The organism is Streptomyces sp. NPDC002734, assembly GCF_040295685.1.
GTDB lineage: Bacteria > Actinomycetota > Actinomycetes > Streptomycetales > Streptomycetaceae > Streptomyces.
In genome coordinates, this window is sequence record NZ_JBEOVU010000001.1 from 1 (window position 1) to 18,965 (window position 18,965).

Consider the following 18,965-nt stretch of genomic DNA (forward strand, 5'->3'; position numbering starts at 1 on the left):
GGGGGGGGCGGCGTCGCCGCCGGGGGGGGCCCCCCCGGCGCGGGGGGGGGGGGCCGCCCCGGGCCGGGGGGGCGGCCCCTCGCGCCGTCGTACGCCGGACCTCAACGGTCCAGGAGGGCCTTGATCCGCTCGGCGTTCTCCCGGGTGACCTCCCACAGCTCGGCCTGGCGGGCGTGGACGTCCGCGACGGTGGCGTCGTGGTCGTCGAGGATGCCCAGCGCCCGCTCGGTGAGGACCGCGCCGAGGTCTCGGTCGTGGACCGACACGCCCCACTCGGGCCGGCCGATGTCCCGCAGGAAGTACGCCATCTTCGGGTGGGAGATCAGGCTGACGATCGGTGTGCCGAGGCCGAACGGGATCATCCCCGCGTGGCCGCGCATCCCGACGACCAGCCGGGTGTCCGCGTAGGTCTCCCGTATCCGGTCGTTGTCGTAGTCGTACATCGGGATCACCGGCAGCGAGATGCCGTGCTCGCGCCGCAGGTCGAAGGCGATCCGCTCGTCCTCCAGCGCGTGCGCCACGCAGCGGACCTCGGCGCGCTCGCCGATCGCCCGCACCGCCTTGGCCGTCTCGGCGAGGAAGTGGTCGTAGTCGTGGCCGAAGCGCAGGCCCGCGCGGTCGTAGGCGGCGTTCAGCAGAACGGTGTCCTGGCGGCGCACCGGGTCGGTCCAGCCGGGGACGATGTGCCGGGCGACGGTGGTGGGGCAGGGCTGGAAGCGCACCTTGTCCCGCAGCGCTTCCGGCAGCATCGCGCGGACCTTCTCGATGGAGCCGTGGTTGCGCAGCCCGAAGAAGGCCGAACGCTCCACCAGCAGGCGCAGGCTCTCGGCGAACCGGCGGGCCCGGTAGGACTGCCCGTCGAAGGCGTTGAACCCGACCGCGTACACCACGATCGGCACGTCGATCGCGCGGAGCGCCTCGTCGGAGACGTTCCACTGCCAGCCGCTGGCCCCGTTGGGCATGGTGTCGGGGATGAACAGGCCGCCGCCGCCGATCACCAGGCCGCGGCGCGCGTTGACCCGCTCCAGGGCGGCCTTGTCGAAGAGCCGGTGGGCGTGGACGGGGTGCCAGCGCCGGGAGGTGGTGTCGGCGCCGAAGGCCTGCCGCACGCTCTCCGGGAGCAGCTTGTCGCCCGCGTTGCCCTGCCGCTCCATGTAGAAGGCGACGTGGGCGAGCTGGTCCTCCGGGGCGCCCTGCTGCTGCCCGGGCAGCGCGGCGCCGGGGCGGGTGCGCTCGGCCCAGATGCGGCTGGGCCGGTGCGTCGGGTCGACGGACAGGCCGGTGTTCGCGTGCCGCCTGGCCTCGTCGTCGCGGCCGTGCACCCAGGCGATCTGCGCGAGGCGGGCGCAGGCGACGGCGGCCCGGCCGGGGTCGGCGGCGGCCAGCAGCAGGTGGGTGCGGGCCTCCTCGTACCGGGAGACGCTCATCAGGGCGTGGCCGAGCACCTCGTGGCCCGCGGAGTCGCCCACGGTGAGCCGGACCCGGCCCAGGACGTCCACGGCCTCCTGGTACTCCCCCGCCGCGAGGTGCGCGGACGCCACCCGGCGGGCGGTCTCCGGGTCTCCGGTGCGCTCCACGTGCGCGGTGCCGAGGTGGACGAGCAGGTCGTGGTGGACGCCGGCCCCGGCGGGCAGCGCGGCGAAGGCGGCCCGGAACTCGTCGTCCGTCATCGCGTACTCGTGCCAGCGCTCCTCCGCCCGGGTGTAGCCGGCCTCGCCGCCCTGCCAGGGCTTGTGGCGGCCGGTGAAGTGGAGGATCGCGACGTCGTCGGGGACCTCCAGGTCGCCGGAGAGCCGCCGCTTGACGAAGTTGTAGCGCGCGTCGAGGCGGGTGAACTCCCCGTCCAGGACGGCGTTCAGGATGCCCTGGTCGTGCTTGTCCAGCTCGTACGCGCCGGTGCGGCCGATCTCGTCGATCCGGGCGCAGAACGCGTCGGACAGGTACTCGCGCTGGATGACCAGGAGCCCGGAGTTCAGCTTGTGCCGGCCGTGGAAGAACTGCGGGACGGCCGCGAGCCCCTCGCGCAGCCGCAGCAGCTCGCCCAGGTCGCCGAGGACCACCATGTCGGTGTCCAGGGTGATCACCGTGTCGTAGTCCCGGATGCGGAAGACGTCGAGGATGAAGTAGGCCTTGCGGACCAGGTAGTTGTGCTGGTCGCCCTTGGCGTAGGAGTCGTAGTGCTCCGCGTCCACCGGGCGCAGCACGATCCGCGGGTGCAGGGCGCGGATGCGGGCGACGGAGGAGGGCCGCAGGTCGTCGTACAGGACGACGAAGTCTTCGCACAGGCCCGGGTTGGTCAGGGCGAGGCTGCGCAGCAGGGTCAGGAAGCCGGGCAGGTAGTTCTCGTCGACGTAGGCGGCGAAGGCGATCCGGCGGCGGCCGGTGAGCGCGTGCGCGGCGGTGTCGGGCACGGCGCCGGCCCGCGGGGAGGTCTGCCGGGCGCCGGCGGTCAGGTCGGGGAAGGTGGCGGTCATCGCAGGCTGATCCTCGTGTCGGTCACGTGGCGGGCCCGGGCGAGGACCCAGTCCTTCTCGCTGGTGTACTCGTGGACGGTGGTGATGGGCAGCTTCATCGCCGCGTCGACGCGGTAGGCGCCGCTCTCGTAGAAGTCGAAGCCGATCAGGTCGATCACCGGGTTGACGTCCAGGAAGTCCAGCAGCCACAGCATGTTGAAGCCGGTGGTGGGGATGGCCGGCCACTCCTCGGAACCGACCTTGCCGATGTTCCGCAGCGGCCAGCGCAGCGACTCGTCGCCCAGGTACTCCTGGGCGCCGGGCACCAGGCGGTTGCGCAGCGAGTACTTCCACTCGTGGGAGAGACCGCCGAAGACCAGGCGGGTGGTCACCGGCTTGTCCCAGTTGAAGCCGTGCTTGTGGATGGTGGCGTGGATGTCGGTCCGGCTGCCGGTGTGGGCCGGGTCGATCCGGTAGGAGTTGAACCGGACGACCAGGTCGTAGTCGTCGATCTCCCGGCCCAGGCCGCCGGCGCCGACCCGGCCGGAGTTGGCGACCAGGCACACCGAGCGGCCCGCGATCGTGTTGCGGAACTCGCCGAGGCTCAGCCAGGTGACGCCGCCCATGGCGGGGTCGGCGACCGGGCCGCGCCGCCGGGTGCGGTGCTGCTCGGACCACAGGGCGGCCAGCTCCGTGAGCGCGCCGGTCCCCCGCGGGTCACCGCCGGCGCGGGCGTCCTCGACGCGCAGGTCGACGTAACCGGACAGCAGCCGCTGCCGGTCGGGGACCGGGGCGCCGGAGCGGGCGTGCGCCAGCAGGGCGGCGACCAGCAGGTCCTCCGCCTCCTCCCGGGCGCCGCGGGCGCGCAGCTCCAGGCCCTCGGCCCACAGTTCGGTCGCGGGACGCCGGGCGGCGAGCGCCTGCGCGCCGGGGCGGGTGCGGCCCAGCAGGTCCAGCAGGTCGCGTTCGCGGTCGGCCGCGGTGCGCAGGCCGGTCACCTTGGCGGCGATGCCGGTGCCGTCGTCGCTGGTGAGCTCCAGGAAGCGGGTGTACGCCCTGACGGCGGCCGGCTCGTCGCCCTTCGCCTCCATCACGCGGGCGCGCAGCCGCCAGCCGGCCCGGGAGTTCTCGCGCAGCCCCAGCACGGTGTCGGCGATCAGCTCGGCGAGACGGCGCTCGTCGTCGTAGTCGCAGCGCAGCGCCTTGCCGGCGACGGCGATCAGCGCGTCCAGCACGTCGTTGGTGAGCCGGGACCCGGCGGAGCCGCCCTTCACCACCCGCTTCAGCACCGCCGCCGCGCCGGAGGCGCCCTGCGGGGCGGCCTGGCCGGCCGGGCGCATGCTCCACAGCGCGAGCAGCTTGCGCAGTTCCTCGGCGAGCTCACCGCGCCGACGGTCGACGCTGCCGACCAACTTGCCGCTGTGCACCGCGCAGGCGGCGAGGCAGTCCTCCAGCTGCCCCGCGCCTCTGGTGCCCGGACGTCTCTCCTCGACCGCCGTCATGCCACTCCTGCTCGCTGCCGCTCGCTGTCACCTGTCGGGTTCTGCGAGCACGCTAGGAAGGGAAAACGTCGGACGGGTGAATGCGCGCGGACGCGGGGGCGAATGGTGGGAACCGGGGCCGACGACCGGGTGACGGCACGGCCAACTCCCCCTGCCGGGGGCGTGCGGTGCCCGTACTCCCGCTGCGGGCGGCTGGGCCGCCCAGGGGGCGGCCCAGGCGGGCGCAGGCGGCGCGGGCGCACGGGACGGTTCGCTCCACGCCGCGTCAGCCCTGCCCGGCGGGGGCGGGCCCGTGGGGCCCGCCCCCCGGGGGGATCAGAACGCGTCGGAGGGGATGTACGTGCCCCAGACGTCGCGGAGGGCGTTGCAGACCTCGCCGACCGTCGCGCGGGCCCGCAGCGCGTCCTTCATCGGGTAGAGGACGTTGTCCTCTCCCTCCGCCGCCTTCTTCAGCGCGGCGAGGGCCGCGTCCACCGCCCCCTGGTCGCGCTCGGCCCGCAGCCGGGCCAGCCGCTCCGCCTGCTGGGCCTCGATCGCCGGGTCGACCCGCAGCGGCTCGTAGGGCTCCTCCTCGTCGAGCTGGAAGCGGTTGACGCCCACCACGACCCGCTCGCCCGCGTCGGTCTCCTGCGAGATCCGGTAGGCGCTGCGCTCGATCTCGGACTTCTGGAAGCCGCGCTCGATGGCGGAGACCGCGCCGCCCATCTCCTCGACCTTCTCCATCAGCCCGACGGCCAGCTCCTCCAGCTCGTCGGTCATCCGCTCGACGACGTAGGAACCCGCGAACGGGTCGACGGTCGCCGTCACGTCGGTCTCGTAGGCCAGCACCTGCTGGGTGCGCAGCGCCAGGCGGGCCGACTTGTCGGTGGGCAGCGCGATGGCCTCGTCGAAGGAGTTGGTGTGCAGCGACTGCGTGCCGCCGAGCACCGCCGCCAGGCCCTGCACGGCGACGCGCACCAGGTTGACCTCGGGCTGCTGGGCGGTGAGCTGGACGCCGGCGGTCTGCGTGTGGAAGCGCAGCATCATCGACTTCGGGTTCTTCGCGCCGAACTCGTCCCGCATGATCCGGGCCCAGATGCGGCGGGCCGCGCGGAACTTGGCGACCTCCTCGAGGATCGTCGTGCGGGAGACGAAGAAGAACGACAGGCGGGGCGCGAAGTCGTCGACGTCCATGCCGGCGGCGACCGCGGTGCGGACGTACTCGATGCCGTCGGCCAGGGTGAAGGCGATCTCCTGCGCGGGCGAGGCGCCGGCCTCGGCCATGTGGTAGCCGGAGATCGAAATGGTGTTCCACTTCGGGATCTCGGCCTTGCAGTACTTGAAGATGTCCGCGATCAGCCGCAGCGAGGGCTTGGGCGGGAAGATGTACGTCCCGCGGGCGATGTACTCCTTGAGCACGTCGTTCTGGATGGTGCCGGTGAGCTTGTCCGCGCTCACACCCTGCTCCTCGGCGACGAGTTGGTAGAGCAGGAGCAGCAGCGAGGCGGGGGCGTTGATCGTCATCGACGTGGACACCTTGTCCAGCGGGATGCCGCCGAAGAGGATGCGCATGTCGTCGATGGAGTCGATCGCCACGCCGACCTTGCCGACCTCGCCGGAGGCGATCGGGGCGTCCGAGTCGTGGCCCATCTGGGTGGGCAGGTCGAAGGCGACCGACAGCCCCATGGTGCCGTTGGCGATCAGCTGCTTGTAGCGCTGGTTGGACTCGACGGCGGTGCCGAAGCCCGCGTACTGCCGCATGGTCCACGGGCGGCCCGTGTACATCGAGGGGTACACGCCGCGGGTGAAGGGATACGATCCGGGCTCGCCCAGTTTGGCGGCGGGATCCCAGCCCTCCAGGGCGCCCGGCCCGTAGACCGGCTCGATGGGCAGTCCGGACTCCGACTCGCGCGCCATGGAATGTGCCTCCGCGTTCTTGCTGGGGGTTGACCACTGGGGTTACTCGCCGGTAAATGCGGCTCCTGCCACGGACTGTAGCGGCGGGCGCGCGGTCGGTGGAGGGGCACACGCTGGGACCTTGCTCACAACACGCCTGGGTGAGCCCTGGTTCGGCCGGCCGCCGCGGCGGGGAGCATGACGACAACGGGACAGCACGGCGCACACACGACGGGGGTCGGCGCGATGACACGCACAACAGGAACGACGGGACGAGGGAAGGCCCGGTGGCCGATGGCGGCCGCGGCGGTGGCCGCGATGGCGGTCGCCGTGGCGGGCTGCTCCGTGGAGCCGGGCAGCGAACCGGCGTGGACCGGGGCCACCGGCGACGACGGGAACGCGGCACCCCGCGCCTCCGCCGCCCCGGCGCCCGCCGACGCCGCGTCCGCGGCGCCCGCCACCCGATCCCCGGCGCCGTCCCGTTCGCCCTCGCCCTCCGCGTCCTCGGGGGAGACCGCCTCGCCCTCCCCCGCCCCGGCGAAGGTGCTGTGGAAGCCGGGCGACGAGGGGCGCGACGTCCGGGAGCTCCAGGCCCGGCTGCGGCAGATCGCCTGGCTGTTCCAGGGGCCGACAGGCGTGTACGACAAGGCCACCGAGAAGGCGGTGGAGGGCTTCCAGGACAAGCGCGGCCTGCCCCGCACCGGCCGGATGGACTCCGTCAGCTGGCAGCGCCTGCTGGACATGACCGTCGAACCGGGGCAGTGGGACCTGTTCCTGATGGGCGGCCAGGAGCCCGGCCTGCCGGACGCGCGCTGCCTGAAGGGCCGGGTGCTGTGCGTCGACAAGACGACCCGCACCCTGCGCTGGATGGTGGACGGGAAGACGGTCTCCCACATGGCGGTCCGCTTCGGCTCCGTCGCCACCCCCACCCGGGAGGGCGAGTTCACCGTCTACTGGAAGTCCCGGCACCACGTCTCGACGCTGTACGACTCGCCGATGCCGTACGCGATGTTCTTCAGCGGCGGCCAGGCGGTCCACTACTCGCCCGACTTCGCCGCCCGCGGTTACGCGGGCGCCTCGCACGGCTGCGTCAACGTGCGGGACGAGAGGCTGATCGCGCAGCTGTTCGCGGCGGTCCGCGAGGGCGACAAGGTGGTCGTCCACCGTTAGTCACGGACACCGGTCACCGGGCGGTGCGGGGACGGGCGTGCGGAGAGAGGGGTGCGCGGGCGGGGCAGGGGGAACGTGCCCCGCCCGCGCGGGGTGCGAGAGCCAGATGTACGGGGGGAAACTCCTGGCTCCCGCGACGGCCGATGACCAGTCGGCCCACCTCACTCAGCGCCGCCCGGTCGAAAAATGTCACCCCCGCCCCGCACGCCACGACGACGAGGGCCCCGCACGGTGCGTGCGGGGCCCTCGTCGTCGGCTCTGCCGGGCGGCAGCCGGGGTCAGATGCGACGCGTGATCAGCGCGCGCTTGACCTCCTGGATCGCCTTGGTGATCTCGATGCCACGCGGGCAGGCGTCCGTGCAGTTGAAGGTGGTGCGGCAGCGCCACACGCCGTCACGGTCGTTGAGGATCTCCAGGCGCTGCTCGCCCGCCTCGTCACGGCTGTCGAAGATGAAGCGGTGGGCGTTCACGATGGCGGCCGGACCGAAGTACTGGCCGTCGTTCCAGAACACCGGGCAGGACGACGTGCACGCGGCGCACAGGATGCACTTGGTGGTGTCGTCGAACCGCTCGCGGTCCTCGGCGGACTGCAGACGCTCGCGCGTCGGCTCGTTGGTGTCCTTCGTGATGAGGAAGGGCATCACGTCACGGTAGGCCTGGAAGAACGGCTCCATGTCGACCACGAGGTCCTTGAGCACCGTCAGGCCCTTTATGGCCTCGATGGTGATCGGCTTCTCGGGGCTGATGTCCTTGATCAGCGTCTTGCACGCGAGGCGGTTCTTGCCGTTGATCCGCATCGCGTCGGAGCCGCAGATGCCGTGCGCGCAGGAACGGCGGAAGGTGAGCGTGCCGTCCAGGTCCCACTTGATCTTGTGGAGACCGTCGAGCACGCGCTCCTTCGGGTCCATCTCCAGCGTGAAGTCCTGCCACTGGGCCTCGGCGGACACCTCGGGGTTGAAGCGGCGGACGCGGAAGGTGACCGTGATGTACGGGGAGTCGGCGAAACCGGGCTCGGCGCCGCCGTCGGTCTTCTCCAGGGTCGGGGTTGCCATCAGTACTTACGCTCCATCGGCTGGTAGCGGGTCGTAACGACCGGCTTGTAGTCGAGACGGATGCTCGTCGAGCCGTCCTCGGCCACCTCGCGGTACGCCATCGTGTGGCGCATGAAGTTGACGTCGTCGCGGTTCGGGTAGTCCTCGCGGTAGTGACCGCCGCGGGACTCCTTGCGGGCGAGCGCGGAGACGGCCATGACCTCGGCCAGCTCCAGCAGGTTGCCCAGCTCGACGGCCTCCAGCAGGTCGGTGTTGAACCGCTTGCCCTTGTCCTGGATCGAGACGTTCCTGAAGCGCTCGCGCAGCTCGCCGATCTTGTCCACGGCGGCCTTGATCGTCTGCTCGGTGCGGAACACCATGACGTTGGCGTCCATGGTGTCCTGGAGCTCGCGGCGGATGTCGGCCACCCGCTCGCTGCCCGTGGCGTTGCGCAGGCGCTCGACCTCGGAGATCACGAACTCGGCCGGGTTCTCCGGAAGCGGCGCGTAGTCGGCGCTGTGCGCGTACTCCGCGGCGGCGATGCCGGACCGCTTGCCGAAGACGTTGATGTCCAGCAGCGAGTTGGTGCCCAGGCGGTTGGCGCCGTGCACCGAGACGCAGGCGACCTCGCCGGCCGCGTACAGGCCGGGGACCACCGTGGTGTTGTCGGCGAGGACCTCGCCCATCACGTTGGTGGGGATGCCGCCCATGGCGTAGTGCGCGGTGGGCTGGATCGGGATCGGGTCCGTGTAGGGCTCGATGCCGAGGTAGGTGCGCGCGAACTCGGTGATGTCCGGCAGCTTGGCGTCCAGCTGCTCCGGCGGCAGGTGGGTGAGGTCGAGGTAGACGTGGTCGCCCTCGGGACCGCAGCCGCGGCCCTCGCGGATCTCCGTGTAGATGGAGCGCGAGACTACGTCCCGCGAGGCGAGGTCCTTCATCACCGGCGCGTACTTCTCCATGAAGCGCTCGCCGTGCTTGTTGCGGAGGATGCCGCCCTCGCCGCGGGCGCCCTCGGTGAGGAGGATGCCCATGCGCCAGATGCCGGTCGGGTGGAACTGGAAGAACTCCATGTCCTCCAGCGGGATGCCCCGGCGGTAGACGGCGGCCTGGCCGTCACCGGTGAGGGTGTGCGCGTTGGAGGTCACGCGGAAGAACTTGCCGGTGCCGCCGGAGGCGTAGATGACCGACTTGGCGTGGAAGACGTGGATCTCGCCGGTGGCCAGCTCGTAGGCGACGACGCCGGCCGAGACCTGCTTGCCGTCGACCTCGGTGAGCAGCTGGTCCAGGACGTAGAACTCGTTGAAGAACTCCACGCCCTCCTTGACGCAGTTCTGGTACAGCGTCTGGAGGATCATGTGGCCGGTGCGGTCCGCGGCGTAGCAGGACCGGCGGACCGGGGCCTCGCCGTGGTTGCGGGAGTGACCGCCGAAGCGGCGCTGGTCGATGCGGCCCTCGGGGGTCCGGTTGAACGGCAGACCCATCTTCTCGAGGTCGAGGACCGAGTCGATGGCCTCCTTCGCCAGGATCTCCGCGGCGTCCTGGTCGACCAGGTAGTCACCGCCCTTGACCGTGTCGAAGGTGTGCCACTCCCAGTTGTCCTCCTCCACGTTCGCCAGCGCGGCGGCCATGCCGCCCTGCGCGGCGCCCGTGTGGGAGCGGGTGGGGTAGAGCTTCGTCAGCACGGCGGTGCGGCTGCGCTTCGTCGCCTCGATGGCGGCGCGCATGCCGGCGCCGCCGGCGCCGACGATGACGGTGTCGTACTTGTGGATCTTCATGGAAGTCTGCAGCCCCGGATCTAGCGGATGTTCGGGTCGAAGGTGAAGATCACCAGCGTGCCCAGCAGGATGGTGAACACCGTGGCGGTGTAGAGGAGGCCCTTGAGCCACATACGGGTGTTCGCGCGCTCCGCGTAGTCGTTGATGATCGTGCGCAGGCCGATGGTGCCGTGGAGCATGGCGAGCCACAGCATCAGCAGGTCCCAGACCTGCCAGAACGGCGATGCCCAGCGACCCGCCACGAAGGCGAAGCCGACCTTCTGCACGCCGCCGTCCAGGACCAGCTGCACCAGCAGGTGGCCGATGACCAGGACGACGAGGACGACGCCGGACAGGCGCATGAAGAGCCAGGCGTACAGCTCGAAGTTGCCCCGGGTGGCCCTGCCGGTCTTCTTGGTGCGCTTGCGCGGGGGCTCGATCACGGGGGCCGGGTTGTCGGCGGAGTACAGGGAGGCGCCCGCCTCCTCGACCGGGCCGATGCCCGAAGCGGTGTCAGTGTTGACGGTGTTGTTCGACATGCTTCGCGTCAGCTCCCGAAGAGTTCACGAGCGGCGTGACCGAGGACGGGGTACAGCGCGCCGATCATCAGCACGACCCAGACGCCGACGACGGCCCAGAGCATCTGCTTCTGGTAGCGGGTGCCCTTCGACCAGAAGTCGACGGCGATGACGCGCAGGCCGTTCAGCGCGTGGAAGAGGATCGCGGCGACGAGGCCGTACTCCAGCAGCGCGACGAGCGGCGTCTTGTAGGTGGCCACGACCTCGTCGTAGGCCTCCGGGGAGACACGCACGAGAGAGGTGTCGAGCACATGGACGAACAGGAAGAAGAAGATCAGCACGCCGGTGACTCGGTGAGCCACCCACGACCACATTCCTTCCCGTCCGCGGTAAAGCGTTCCAGCCGGCACGGAAGAACCCTCCGGGAGCGGGGATTGGGGCCTCGCCGGCTTTGTCTGTCGGACGGGCCCGGCCGGGTACGGTCCACCGGCCCCGGCCATCGTAGCGACGTGCTGTCGGAACCTTTAGCGCAGCCCTGCCGATGTGATCAAACCGGTAGTCCCAGCGGGGGTGCGAACGGGGGGAATTCGGCACAAGTCGGATCGAAATCATCCGGGCGATCGGAACGAATCAGTCGGGTGAGTCGTTCGCGTGCCAGTTGCCGCAGTTCCTCGGCGGCGACCACCCGCTCGTCCTCCGGGGCCAGGGCCAGCCTGCTACGGACGGTGGTGAGCAGGTGGTTCAGGGCGTCCTCCGGGTCCACGCCGTCCAGCGAGAGCACGAAGCCGTGCCCGAACCGCTGCTCGTAGGCCACCCAGGCGGCGCGCACCGCCGTGCGGGCGGCGCGCGGCATCGAGCGCACCACCCTCAGCTGCTGTTCGGACCACAGGCCGCCGCCGCCCGGCGTGGCGGGCATGGCCGCCGCCGCGAGCGGGTCGTCCGCCGCGAGGAAGGTCCGGGCGAGTTCGTCCGTCCGGAGCATCCGGCACTCCTCGCGGACGGCTTCCAGCAGATCGTCGGGCGAGAGGTCGTAGGCCGCCTCGTCGGAGGCGGCGAGCAGGGACGCGAGATCCGGGTACGGCCGGTGGGAGGCCATCCGGCCGGCCCAGCGGCGGTTGCGCAGGCAGCGGGCCAGAAGGTGCCGGGCGGTCGTCGCGGGTGCCCGGTTGAACCGCTCCAGGCCGTCGGGCGCGGCACGGCCCTGTTCCGGGATGCGTGGCGAAGGCAGCGGGAGTCCTCGGCGGGTTCCGGGGCGCCGGGTCGGGGCGCCGGATGTGGTCGGCGGGAACGATGCGCGGACGATGTGGGAGTTGTGGACACACGGTAGCGGTGCGACCACGGAGGCGGTAGCCGAATACGCGTCTTTCACCCGCAGGGGAGACGAACGTCCCACGGGTGGACGCCGCGCGTCGGCGGGCGATCCGGACGAATCGCTCTTACGTTGGCACGGTGAGCCAGCACAGTCGTCATTCCGCGAACAGTCCGCAGCACGGCAGTCACCGCCGCTCGGCCGACCGGGTGAGACGGATGAGGCAGGCCCGCTGGGGCGCGGCGGCCGTGGTCGTCGCCGGCTCGGCCGTCCTGGCCTACAACCTCTGGCCGGCCGGCCACGACGGGTCGCCCGGCAGCCGCACGCCCGCCGGCACCCGGGCGGCGCCCGCCTCCCCGACACCGGTGTCCGGGCCGCCGCGGACCATCCCCGCCGTCACGGAGTACACCGCGGCGGACGGGCCCGGCTGGCGGCCGGCGAAGACCGCCCGGGTGGTGGTCAACGACGCCGGCCTCGCCGACGAGGGCCGGCTGGTCGCCCGTGAGCTCGGGATGACCTACTCCGGGGAGAAGAGCGCCCGCGACCGCAAGCCCGGGGACCTGCGCCTGGAGGCCGGCGGCGACCAGGGCGCGAACCCGGAGTCGTACCGGCTGACCGTCGACGGCGGCCGCGCGGTGATCAGCGGGCCGACCGAGGCCGGCGTCTTCTACGGCACGCGCACGCTCAAGCAGGCGGTGGCCGGGAGCGGCGGCGTACCCGAGGGCGTGATCCGCGACGAGCCGGCCGAGCCCAAGCGGGGCCTGATGCTCGACATCGCGCGGAAGTTCTACTCGGCCGACTGGATCGAGGCCCGCGTCCGGGAGATCGCCGACCTCAAGTACAACGAGCTGGGGCTGCACTTCTCCGACGACCAAGGATTCCGCGTCGAGTCGGACAACCACTCCGAGGTGGTGACGGACCCGCACCTCACCAAGGCCGAGGTGAGCCGGATCGTCGCCCTGGCCCGCAGCCTGCACGTGCGGATCGTCCCGGAGATCGACTCGCCCGGGCACCTCGGCGCGGTGCTCGACGCCCACCCGGACCTCCAGCTGTACAAGGCGAACGGCCGGCCGGCCGCGGGTGCGATCGACATCGCCAAGCCGGCCGCCGGGAAGATCGTGGACGAGCTGATCCAGGAGTACGCCGAGGTCTTCCCCGGCACCGAGTGGCACCTGGGGTCCGACGAGTACGTGGCGCTCCTCGCGAGTGATCCGGAGGCCACCTACCCGGGCCTGGCCGCCGCGGCCCGCGAGAAGTACGGCCCCGACGGCACGGTCGAGGACCTGACCACCGGATGGCTCAACGACCGGGCCGCCACCGTGAAGAAGCTGAACCGCACCCCGCGCGCCTGGAACGACGGGTTCTTCGACGGGGGCGCGGTGGAGCCCTCGCAGGACATCCAGGTGGCGTACTGGACCGGCAAGGAGATCGGCGCGCGGGAGCCCGTCGAGTTCCTGAAGAACGGGCGCAAGCTCATCAACTACAACGACGAGTACCTCTACTACGTGCTCGGCGAGCCGCAGACCTTCGTGTACCCCACCGGGCAGCGGATCTACGAGGAGTGGACCCCGCTGGTCGTGCGCGGCTCGACCGCGGTGCCCGAGCGGTACGACGCCCAGATCCTCGGCGGCTCGTTCGCCGTCTGGGGCGACCGGCCGAACGCGCAGACCCAGGAGCAGGTCGCGGCAGGGTTGCGGATGCCGCTGCGGGCGACCTCGCAGAAGCTGTGGGACCGGCGTGAACCCTCTCTCAGCTGGGCGGAGTTCCAGCAGCTGGCGGGCAGCCTCGACTGAATTCCCCTGGACGGCGCGGCGCCGTCGGACGTATGTTCCCCCTCCGGTGCGGGCGGGTGGCGGCGACGCCACCCGCCCGCACCGCTGTGTCCACCCGCACCGTCGTCGTGCGTCGTCGCTTTCCGGGAGTCCGTTGTGCGCTGCCTCAAATGCCAGAGGTCCGAGGCCTTGTCCGACGGGCCGCACTGCGCGCGCTGCGTCGGGTCGTGGCCGCCCGTCGTGGCGCCCGCCGCGCCGGGCGCCTGGCTGCGCCCGCCGCTGACCCTCGGCCGCTGGGCCGCCGCACTGCTCGCACTGGTGGCGCTGACCGACCTGTTCGCGGTGTGGACGGACCACCGCATGTACGCCCTGGTGGACGAGCGCGCGGCCGCCGGGGCGACCGTGATCGACGTCTACACCACGAACGACACGAGCCTGCTGATCGCGGCGGCGGGCTTGGCACAGGCCCTCGCCTTCGTCGCCGCCGGCGCCGTGTTCCTGATCTGGTTCCGCCGGGTCCGGGGGAACGCCGAGGGGTTCTCCCCCGGCGGGCTCGAGAAGTCGCCGGGCTGGGCGATCGGAGGCTGGTTCGTCCCGGTGGCGAACCTGTGGTTCCCCCGGCAGATCGCCGGCGACATCTGGCGGGCCTCGGAGCGGCCAGGAGTTCCGTCCTCCGAGGTCCTGCTCAACCTGTGGTGGACGTTGTGGCTGGGGAGCTGGGCGCTGGGCCGGATCGCCTCGCGCGCCTACGACAGCGCTTTCGAGGGGGACGCCGCCCCGGTCGACGCGGCGAGCGACGGCCTGCTCTGGATGATGGCCTCGGACGGGTTCGACGCCGTGGCCGCGGTGGTGGCGGCGATGTTCGTGCTGCGGCTCTCGGCGACGCAGCACGACAAGGCCATGGATCTGGCGGCCACCGTGCCCGCCGCCGGGGTGCCGGTTCCGCCCGCGTCGCCCGTGCCGCCGCACGGGAGCTGACGCGGTGACGGGCGACGGCCGGGGCCGCCACCCCCCACAGGAGAGGCCCCGACCGTCGCAGTGCGGGCCGTCACCGGCCCGCACTCGTGTCAGCGCCGCCGCCCGCAGATTTGTCACACCACGCACACAAAAAGTGCCGTGGCCTCCTCGCACACATGGACGTGGGCGTTCCGGCCCCGTACCGTTCCAGGGGCGACGGAGACGAACCGGACCGCGGGCGCGGTGCCGGTCTGGGCGCGAGAAAGGCACGCGTGGCGTGGGGGACGACGCGGAGCTGACCGCCGCGGTGCACGCGGCACAGGACGGGGACGAGACCGCGTTCCGGACTGTGTACCGCACGGTGCACCCTCGGCTGCTCGGATATGTACGGACATTGGTGGGCGACCCGGACGCCGAGGACGTGACCTCGGAGGCCTGGCTGCAGATCGCCCGAGACCTCGACCGCTTCACCGGCGACGCCGACCGCTTCCGCGGCTGGGCGGCGCGCATCGCCCGTAACCGGGCGCTGGACCACATCCGCATGCGCGGCCGCCGTCCGGCGACCGCGGGCGACGAGACCGAACTCGCCGACCGGCCGGCCACCGCGGACACCGCGGCGGAGGCGATCGACGCCCTGGCCACCGACCGCGCGTTCGCGCTGATCTCCCGTCTGCCGGCCGACCAGGCCGAGGCGGTGGTGCTGCGCGTGGTGATGGGGCTGGACGCCAAGTCGGCCGCCGCGACGCTCGGCAAGCGGCCCGGCGCCGTCCGGCAGGCGGCGCACCGCGGACTGCGGAAACTGGCCGAGCTCCTCGCCGAACCCGCACCCGGGGCCGGGCGCGGCGCCGGCCGCGGACCGGGCCCCGAACCGCTGACGGCCTCCTCGGTGGAGGCGGTGGCGGAGCGGCTCGGCATACTCGGGCTGGTGCCGCCGTCGTCCCGGTGGCCGCGCCAGAAACTGGTGACGTCCGCCGGAGTGACGTACGCGCCGACGCGGACGCAGAAGGACATGTGATGCCCGAGGAGCACGACAGGTGGCTGGACCGCGAGACGGCGGAGCGTCTGCTGCGCGGTGAGCGCCTGGGCGCGGACGACCCCGGGGCGGCCCGGGACCTCGCGCGGATGCTGGACAGCCTTTCGGCGGCTCCGGTGGACCCCGCGGAACGTGCCGCGGACTTCGCGGCCGGCGAGGACGCCGCGCTGGCCGCCTTCCGGGCGGCCCGGACCGCGCGCGGCGCGGCCGGGGCGCACAGGCCCGACACCCCGGGCGCGGCACTCCCGCCGCGCGCGCGGCGCGGTCGCGGCGCGGCCCGGCGCCGGTTCGTGCTGGCGGCGGTGCTGGTGACCGGCGTGGTCGGCGGCGGCGCGGCGATCGGCGGCGGGTTGCACGGCTTCGTCTCCGGGGACCGGGCCCCGGCCGGGTCGGTGGCCACCGGGATCCCGGCGCCCTCCGGGACGTCCACGCCGGTGCCGCTGGGCTCGGAGTCGCCGGCGGCCCCGCTGCCCGGGGGCGCCCTGTCGGGTGTCACCGACGGCTCCGGCGTCCTGCCCTCACCCGGCGGCGGCACGTCGGCCGGCGGGGAGGGCCGCGGGACGTCCGGCGCGGCCGGGCATGGTGACGCGTCGGACGCGCCCGGGTCCGGTGACGCGCACGGCGGCAAGGACGACAAGGGCTCCGGCGGCGCGTCCGGCGGGCAGTCCGGGGACCGGGGCCGCGGGTCCCGCGAGTCGCTGCGCGACGCGTGCCGCGACCACCTGGCGGGACGGTCCCTGACGGCGGAACAGCGCCGCAAGCTGGACGCCGCGGCGGGGAGCGCCGGGGTGTCCGCGTACTGCGCCGGTCTGGTCGGCGACGGCGGCGAGGCGCCGGCCGACGGCACCCTGAAGCGCGACGACGGGGACGACCGGGACAAGGGCCGTCAGAGGGGTCGGGACGACTCGGCGGAGAACGGGCGGCGCACGGTGGGCGGTGCGGCCGCCGGCGAGCGCGGCCGCGGCGCCGGCAGGGGCGACGTCGCCCGCGCCCGCGGCGCCTCCGCCGACGACCGTGCCTCCCGTCCGACGGCCGGCTCCCCCGCCGGCTCCGCCGCCGAGCGGGGCTCCCGGCGCGAGCGCGCCGCGGAGCCCGCGACCGCCGGCCGCCGCCGCTGAGACCCGGGCGCCGCGCGGGCGCCTCAGGGCGTCACGCCTGCGGAAGGTCCGTGAGGAGTTCGTGGTGGGACGGCTGCAGGCCCTCCGGGAGGTCCCCCGGATCGCACCACCTCGCCTCGAGGATCTCGAAGTCGTCGACGGCCAGCTCCCCGCCGACCAGCTCCGCCTCGTAGGCCACCTCCAGCCGTAGCCGGAAGCCGCTGCGCAGCCGGAGCAGCCGGCCGGGCCGGACGTCGAGGCCGGTCTCCTCCTTGACCTCGCGGACCACCGTCTGCCCGAACTCCTCGCCCCGCTTGGCGAATCCCGTCGGCAGGCCCCACGGCAGCGCCGGGTTCCACAGCCGGTGACGGAGCACCAGCACGCGCCCGGCGTCGTCCCGGACCACCCCCGTCACGCCCACCATGAAGGTGGCGTTGGCGAGGTGGAGGATCCGCCACTGCCAGGAGCCGCGGAGCCGTTTCCAGACGGCGGCGATGAACCGATGAGGAGTCGTCACACACCCCAGCGTAGGCGCGCCCCGGACCGCGCAACGAACTTGAACATGTTCAAAAAGAGGTCTACCTTCATCTCGTCAGCGTTTTTTGAACGCGTTCAAGGAAGGTGGGGGCATGGACCTCACGGTGATCACGTACGTCGTCTACCTGGTCGTCAGCATCGGGCTCACGGTCTGGGTGGCGCGCACCCTCAGCAGCAACGGGCGGATCTTCCTCGCCGACGTGATGAAGGGCGACGAGAAGCTGGCCGGGGCGGTCAACCACCTGCTGGTGGTCGGCTTCTACCTGGTCAACTTCGGCTTCGTCGCCCTGTACCTCAACCGCGACGAGGCCGTCGCGGACGCCCGGGGGATCTTCGAGGCGCTCTCCACCAAGCTCGGCGTGGTGCTGCTGGTCCTCGGCGTGCTGCACCTGGGCAACGTGTGGGTGCTCAGCCGGATCCGCCGCCGCGGGCGGATGGAGCGGGAGCAGGTGCCGCCGGTGGACCCGCAGGCGTGGGCGGCTCCCGCCGCGCCGACCGGGGCGTGAGAGCGGTGACCGCGGCGAGCCGGGTGCCGGTCACCGGTCTGACGGTGCTCTACGACGCCGAGTGCCCGCTGTGCCGGCACCTGAGCGGCTGGCTGCGGCGGCAGCCGCAGCTGGTCCGGCTGGAGCTGGTGCCCGCGGCCTCCGAGGAGGCCCGGCGCCGCTTCCCCGGCCTGGACCACGGGGCCACCCTGGACGAGATCACGGTGGTCGGCGACGCCGGCCAGGTCTACCGGGGTCCGGCCGCCTGGATCGTCTGCCTGTGGGCGCTGCGCGAGCACCGTCCGCTCGCCCACCGGCTCAGCACGCCGACGGGCGAGCGGGTGGCCCGGGCCGCGGTGCTCACGGCGGCCAGGTGGCGGGGGCATCTGTGGCCCCGTTCCCCCGCCGGCGCGCCGGGCCGCTGGGGCGGCGGGGTGTACCGGCGGGAGGACGGCTGGGTGTACCACCCCGACGCCGGGTGGACCCTCGACGCCCCGGGGTGCCCCGACGGGGCATGTCCCACCGGCTGACGGCACTGGTTAGGCTCAAGGCGTGCCCGAACCGAAGGAACCCAGGACCCCGAAGCCCAAGAGCGAGCAGACCCGCACGCTCATCCTGGAGACGGCCATGCGCCTCTTCCAGGAAAAGGGCTACGACCGCACCACGATGCGGGCCGTCGCCCAGGAGGCCGGGGTGTCGGTGGGCAACGCCTACTACTACTTCTCCGGCAAGGAACACCTGATCCAGGGCTTCTACGACCGGATCGGCGCGGAGCACAAGGTGGCCGCCCGGGCGGTCCTGGACCGGGAGACGGACCTTCAGGCCCGTCTGGCGGGGGTGCTCAAGGCCTGGCTGGACGTGGCGGAGCCGTACCACGAGTTCGCGGCGCAGTTCTTCAAGAACGCCGCCGACCCGGACTCGCCGCTGAGCCCCTTCTCCGCCGACTCCAAGGCGCCGCGCGAGGAGTCCATCGGGATATTCCGCGAGGTGCTGGCGGGGTCGAAGGCGAAGGTCCCGGCCGAGCTGAAGGACACGCTGCCGGAGCTGATGTGGCTCTCCCTGATGGGGCTGGTCGTCTACTGGGTCTTCGACCGCACCCCGGGCCGCGAACGCAGCTACCGGCTGGCCGAGCGGGGCGCCCGGCTCACCACGCTGGGCGTCACGCTGGCCCGCTTCCGGGTGCTGCGGCCGCTGGTCCGCGAGGTCCACGAACTGTTCACGGACTTCCTCCCGGGGATGGGCGACGAGACCCCGGAACGGGCCGAGGGCAGGACCGGGGCCGACGGGGAGACCGGGACCGACGGGGAGACCGGGACCGACGGGGAGACCGGGGCCGGGGGGAAGGCCGGGGACGGGGGGAAGGCCGCGGCCGCACCGAGGTCCGGGCCGGCGGCCACCGGGAAGCGCCGCGCCACGAAGCGGGCCGCCTCGGCGGAGCAGGAGACGGACTCCGGATCCTGACCGAGGGGCAC

At 72.7% G+C, this 18,965-nt stretch carries 17 protein-coding genes; 8 read left to right on the forward strand and 9 right to left on the reverse strand.

Features of this window, described 5'->3' with window-relative positions; translation table 11 throughout:
• Window positions 1–101: 101 nt before the first annotated feature.
• The 3 genes from ABT026_RS00005 to ABT026_RS00015 all read right to left on the reverse strand — a co-directional run bounded on the left by ABT026_RS00005 (window position 102) and on the right by ABT026_RS00015 (window position 5,851).
• A complete protein-coding gene (locus tag ABT026_RS00005; RefSeq protein ID WP_351110442.1) occupies window positions 102–2,474 on the reverse strand; it encodes a glycosyltransferase in 2,373 nt (790 codons plus the stop codon).
• Window positions 2,471–3,955 (reverse strand): glycosyltransferase family 29 protein, encoded by a 1,485-nt coding sequence (locus ABT026_RS00010; RefSeq protein ID WP_351110444.1) that lies wholly within the window; start codon window positions 3,953–3,955, stop codon window positions 2,471–2,473. Before ABT026_RS00010 ends, ABT026_RS00005 begins: the two co-directional genes overlap by 4 nt.
• A 315-nt stretch (window positions 3,956–4,270) precedes the next feature.
• Window positions 4,271–5,851: an acyl-CoA mutase large subunit family protein gene (locus ABT026_RS00015; protein ID WP_351110446.1), complete on the reverse strand. Its 1,581-nt coding sequence runs from the start codon at window positions 5,849–5,851 to the stop codon at window positions 4,271–4,273.
• Window positions 5,852–6,124: 273 nt separating this feature from the next.
• Here ABT026_RS00015 and ABT026_RS00020 point away from each other — a divergent pair, with 273 nt between their 5' ends.
• Window positions 6,125–7,000, forward strand: a complete 876-nt coding sequence (locus ABT026_RS00020; RefSeq protein WP_351110448.1) for a L,D-transpeptidase family protein — start codon at window positions 6,125–6,127, stop codon at window positions 6,998–7,000.
• 278 nt (window positions 7,001–7,278) lie between these two features.
• Here ABT026_RS00020 and ABT026_RS00025 read toward each other — a convergent pair whose 3' ends face one another.
• From ABT026_RS00025 to ABT026_RS00045, 5 genes are all read right to left on the reverse strand, one after another.
• Window positions 7,279–8,052: a succinate dehydrogenase iron-sulfur subunit gene (locus ABT026_RS00025; protein ID WP_351110450.1), complete on the reverse strand. Its 774-nt coding sequence runs from the start codon at window positions 8,050–8,052 to the stop codon at window positions 7,279–7,281.
• Complete coding sequence (gene sdhA / locus ABT026_RS00030) at window positions 8,052–9,806, reverse strand: succinate dehydrogenase flavoprotein subunit (RefSeq protein ID WP_351110452.1); 1,755 nt, start codon at window positions 9,804–9,806, stop codon at window positions 8,052–8,054. The genes ABT026_RS00025 and sdhA overlap by 1 nt, the downstream gene beginning before the upstream one ends.
• A 20-nt stretch (window positions 9,807–9,826) precedes the next feature.
• A complete protein-coding gene (gene sdhD / locus ABT026_RS00035; RefSeq protein ID WP_351110454.1) occupies window positions 9,827–10,324 on the reverse strand; it encodes a succinate dehydrogenase, hydrophobic membrane anchor protein in 498 nt (165 codons plus the stop codon).
• Between the two features lie 8 nt (window positions 10,325–10,332).
• Window positions 10,333–10,713, reverse strand: coding sequence for a succinate dehydrogenase, cytochrome b556 subunit (gene sdhC / locus ABT026_RS00040; protein WP_108954701.1), 381 nt, complete (start codon window positions 10,711–10,713; stop codon window positions 10,333–10,335).
• A 137-nt stretch (window positions 10,714–10,850) separates the two neighbouring features.
• Complete coding sequence (locus ABT026_RS00045) at window positions 10,851–11,531, reverse strand: 2-oxo-4-hydroxy-4-carboxy-5-ureidoimidazoline decarboxylase (RefSeq protein WP_502967876.1); 681 nt, start codon at window positions 11,529–11,531, stop codon at window positions 10,851–10,853.
• A 299-nt stretch (window positions 11,532–11,830) separates the two neighbouring features.
• Between ABT026_RS00045 and ABT026_RS00050 the strand changes: the two genes are divergently transcribed.
• The 4 genes from ABT026_RS00050 (at window position 11,831) to ABT026_RS00065 (ending at window position 16,492) form a co-directional block, all read left to right on the forward strand.
• On the forward strand, window positions 11,831–13,405 hold the full coding sequence (locus tag ABT026_RS00050; protein ID WP_351110457.1) for a beta-N-acetylhexosaminidase: 1,575 nt from the start codon (window positions 11,831–11,833) through the stop codon (window positions 13,403–13,405).
• 168 nt (window positions 13,406–13,573) lie between these two features.
• On the forward strand, window positions 13,574–14,362 hold the full coding sequence (locus tag ABT026_RS00055; RefSeq protein WP_351110459.1) for a DUF4328 domain-containing protein: 789 nt from the start codon (window positions 13,574–13,576) through the stop codon (window positions 14,360–14,362).
• Between the two features lie 256 nt (window positions 14,363–14,618).
• Window positions 14,619–15,356, forward strand: coding sequence for an RNA polymerase sigma factor (locus tag ABT026_RS00060; RefSeq protein ID WP_351110461.1), 738 nt, complete (start codon window positions 14,619–14,621; stop codon window positions 15,354–15,356).
• Window positions 15,356–16,492, forward strand: coding sequence for a hypothetical protein (locus ABT026_RS00065; RefSeq protein ID WP_351110463.1), 1,137 nt, complete (start codon window positions 15,356–15,358; stop codon window positions 16,490–16,492). The genes ABT026_RS00060 and ABT026_RS00065 overlap by 1 nt, the downstream gene beginning before the upstream one ends.
• A gap of 31 nt (window positions 16,493–16,523) precedes the next feature.
• Here the strand turns inward: ABT026_RS00065 and ABT026_RS00070 are convergent, their stop codons facing one another.
• Complete coding sequence (locus tag ABT026_RS00070; RefSeq protein ID WP_351110465.1) at window positions 16,524–16,988, reverse strand: NUDIX domain-containing protein; 465 nt, start codon at window positions 16,986–16,988, stop codon at window positions 16,524–16,526.
• A gap of 112 nt (window positions 16,989–17,100) precedes the next feature.
• Here ABT026_RS00070 and ABT026_RS00075 point away from each other — a divergent pair, with 112 nt between their 5' ends.
• From ABT026_RS00075 to ABT026_RS00085, 3 genes are read left to right on the forward strand one after another with little or no spacing between them, the layout of a single operon-like run.
• The gene (locus tag ABT026_RS00075; protein WP_351110467.1) at window positions 17,101–17,514 is read left to right on the forward strand and encodes a hypothetical protein; all 414 of its coding nucleotides are present in this window, start codon (window positions 17,101–17,103) and stop codon (window positions 17,512–17,514) included.
• Window positions 17,511–18,023 carry a thiol-disulfide oxidoreductase DCC family protein gene (locus ABT026_RS00080; RefSeq protein WP_351110469.1) on the forward strand — a complete coding sequence of 171 codons (513 nt, stop codon included), beginning with the start codon at window positions 17,511–17,513 and terminating at the stop codon, window positions 18,021–18,023. Before ABT026_RS00075 ends, ABT026_RS00080 begins: the two co-directional genes overlap by 4 nt.
• Window positions 18,024–18,045: 22 nt before the next feature.
• Window positions 18,046–18,954, forward strand: a complete 909-nt coding sequence (locus ABT026_RS00085) for a TetR family transcriptional regulator (protein WP_502967866.1) — start codon at window positions 18,046–18,048, stop codon at window positions 18,952–18,954.
• Window positions 18,955–18,965 lie beyond the last annotated feature (11 nt).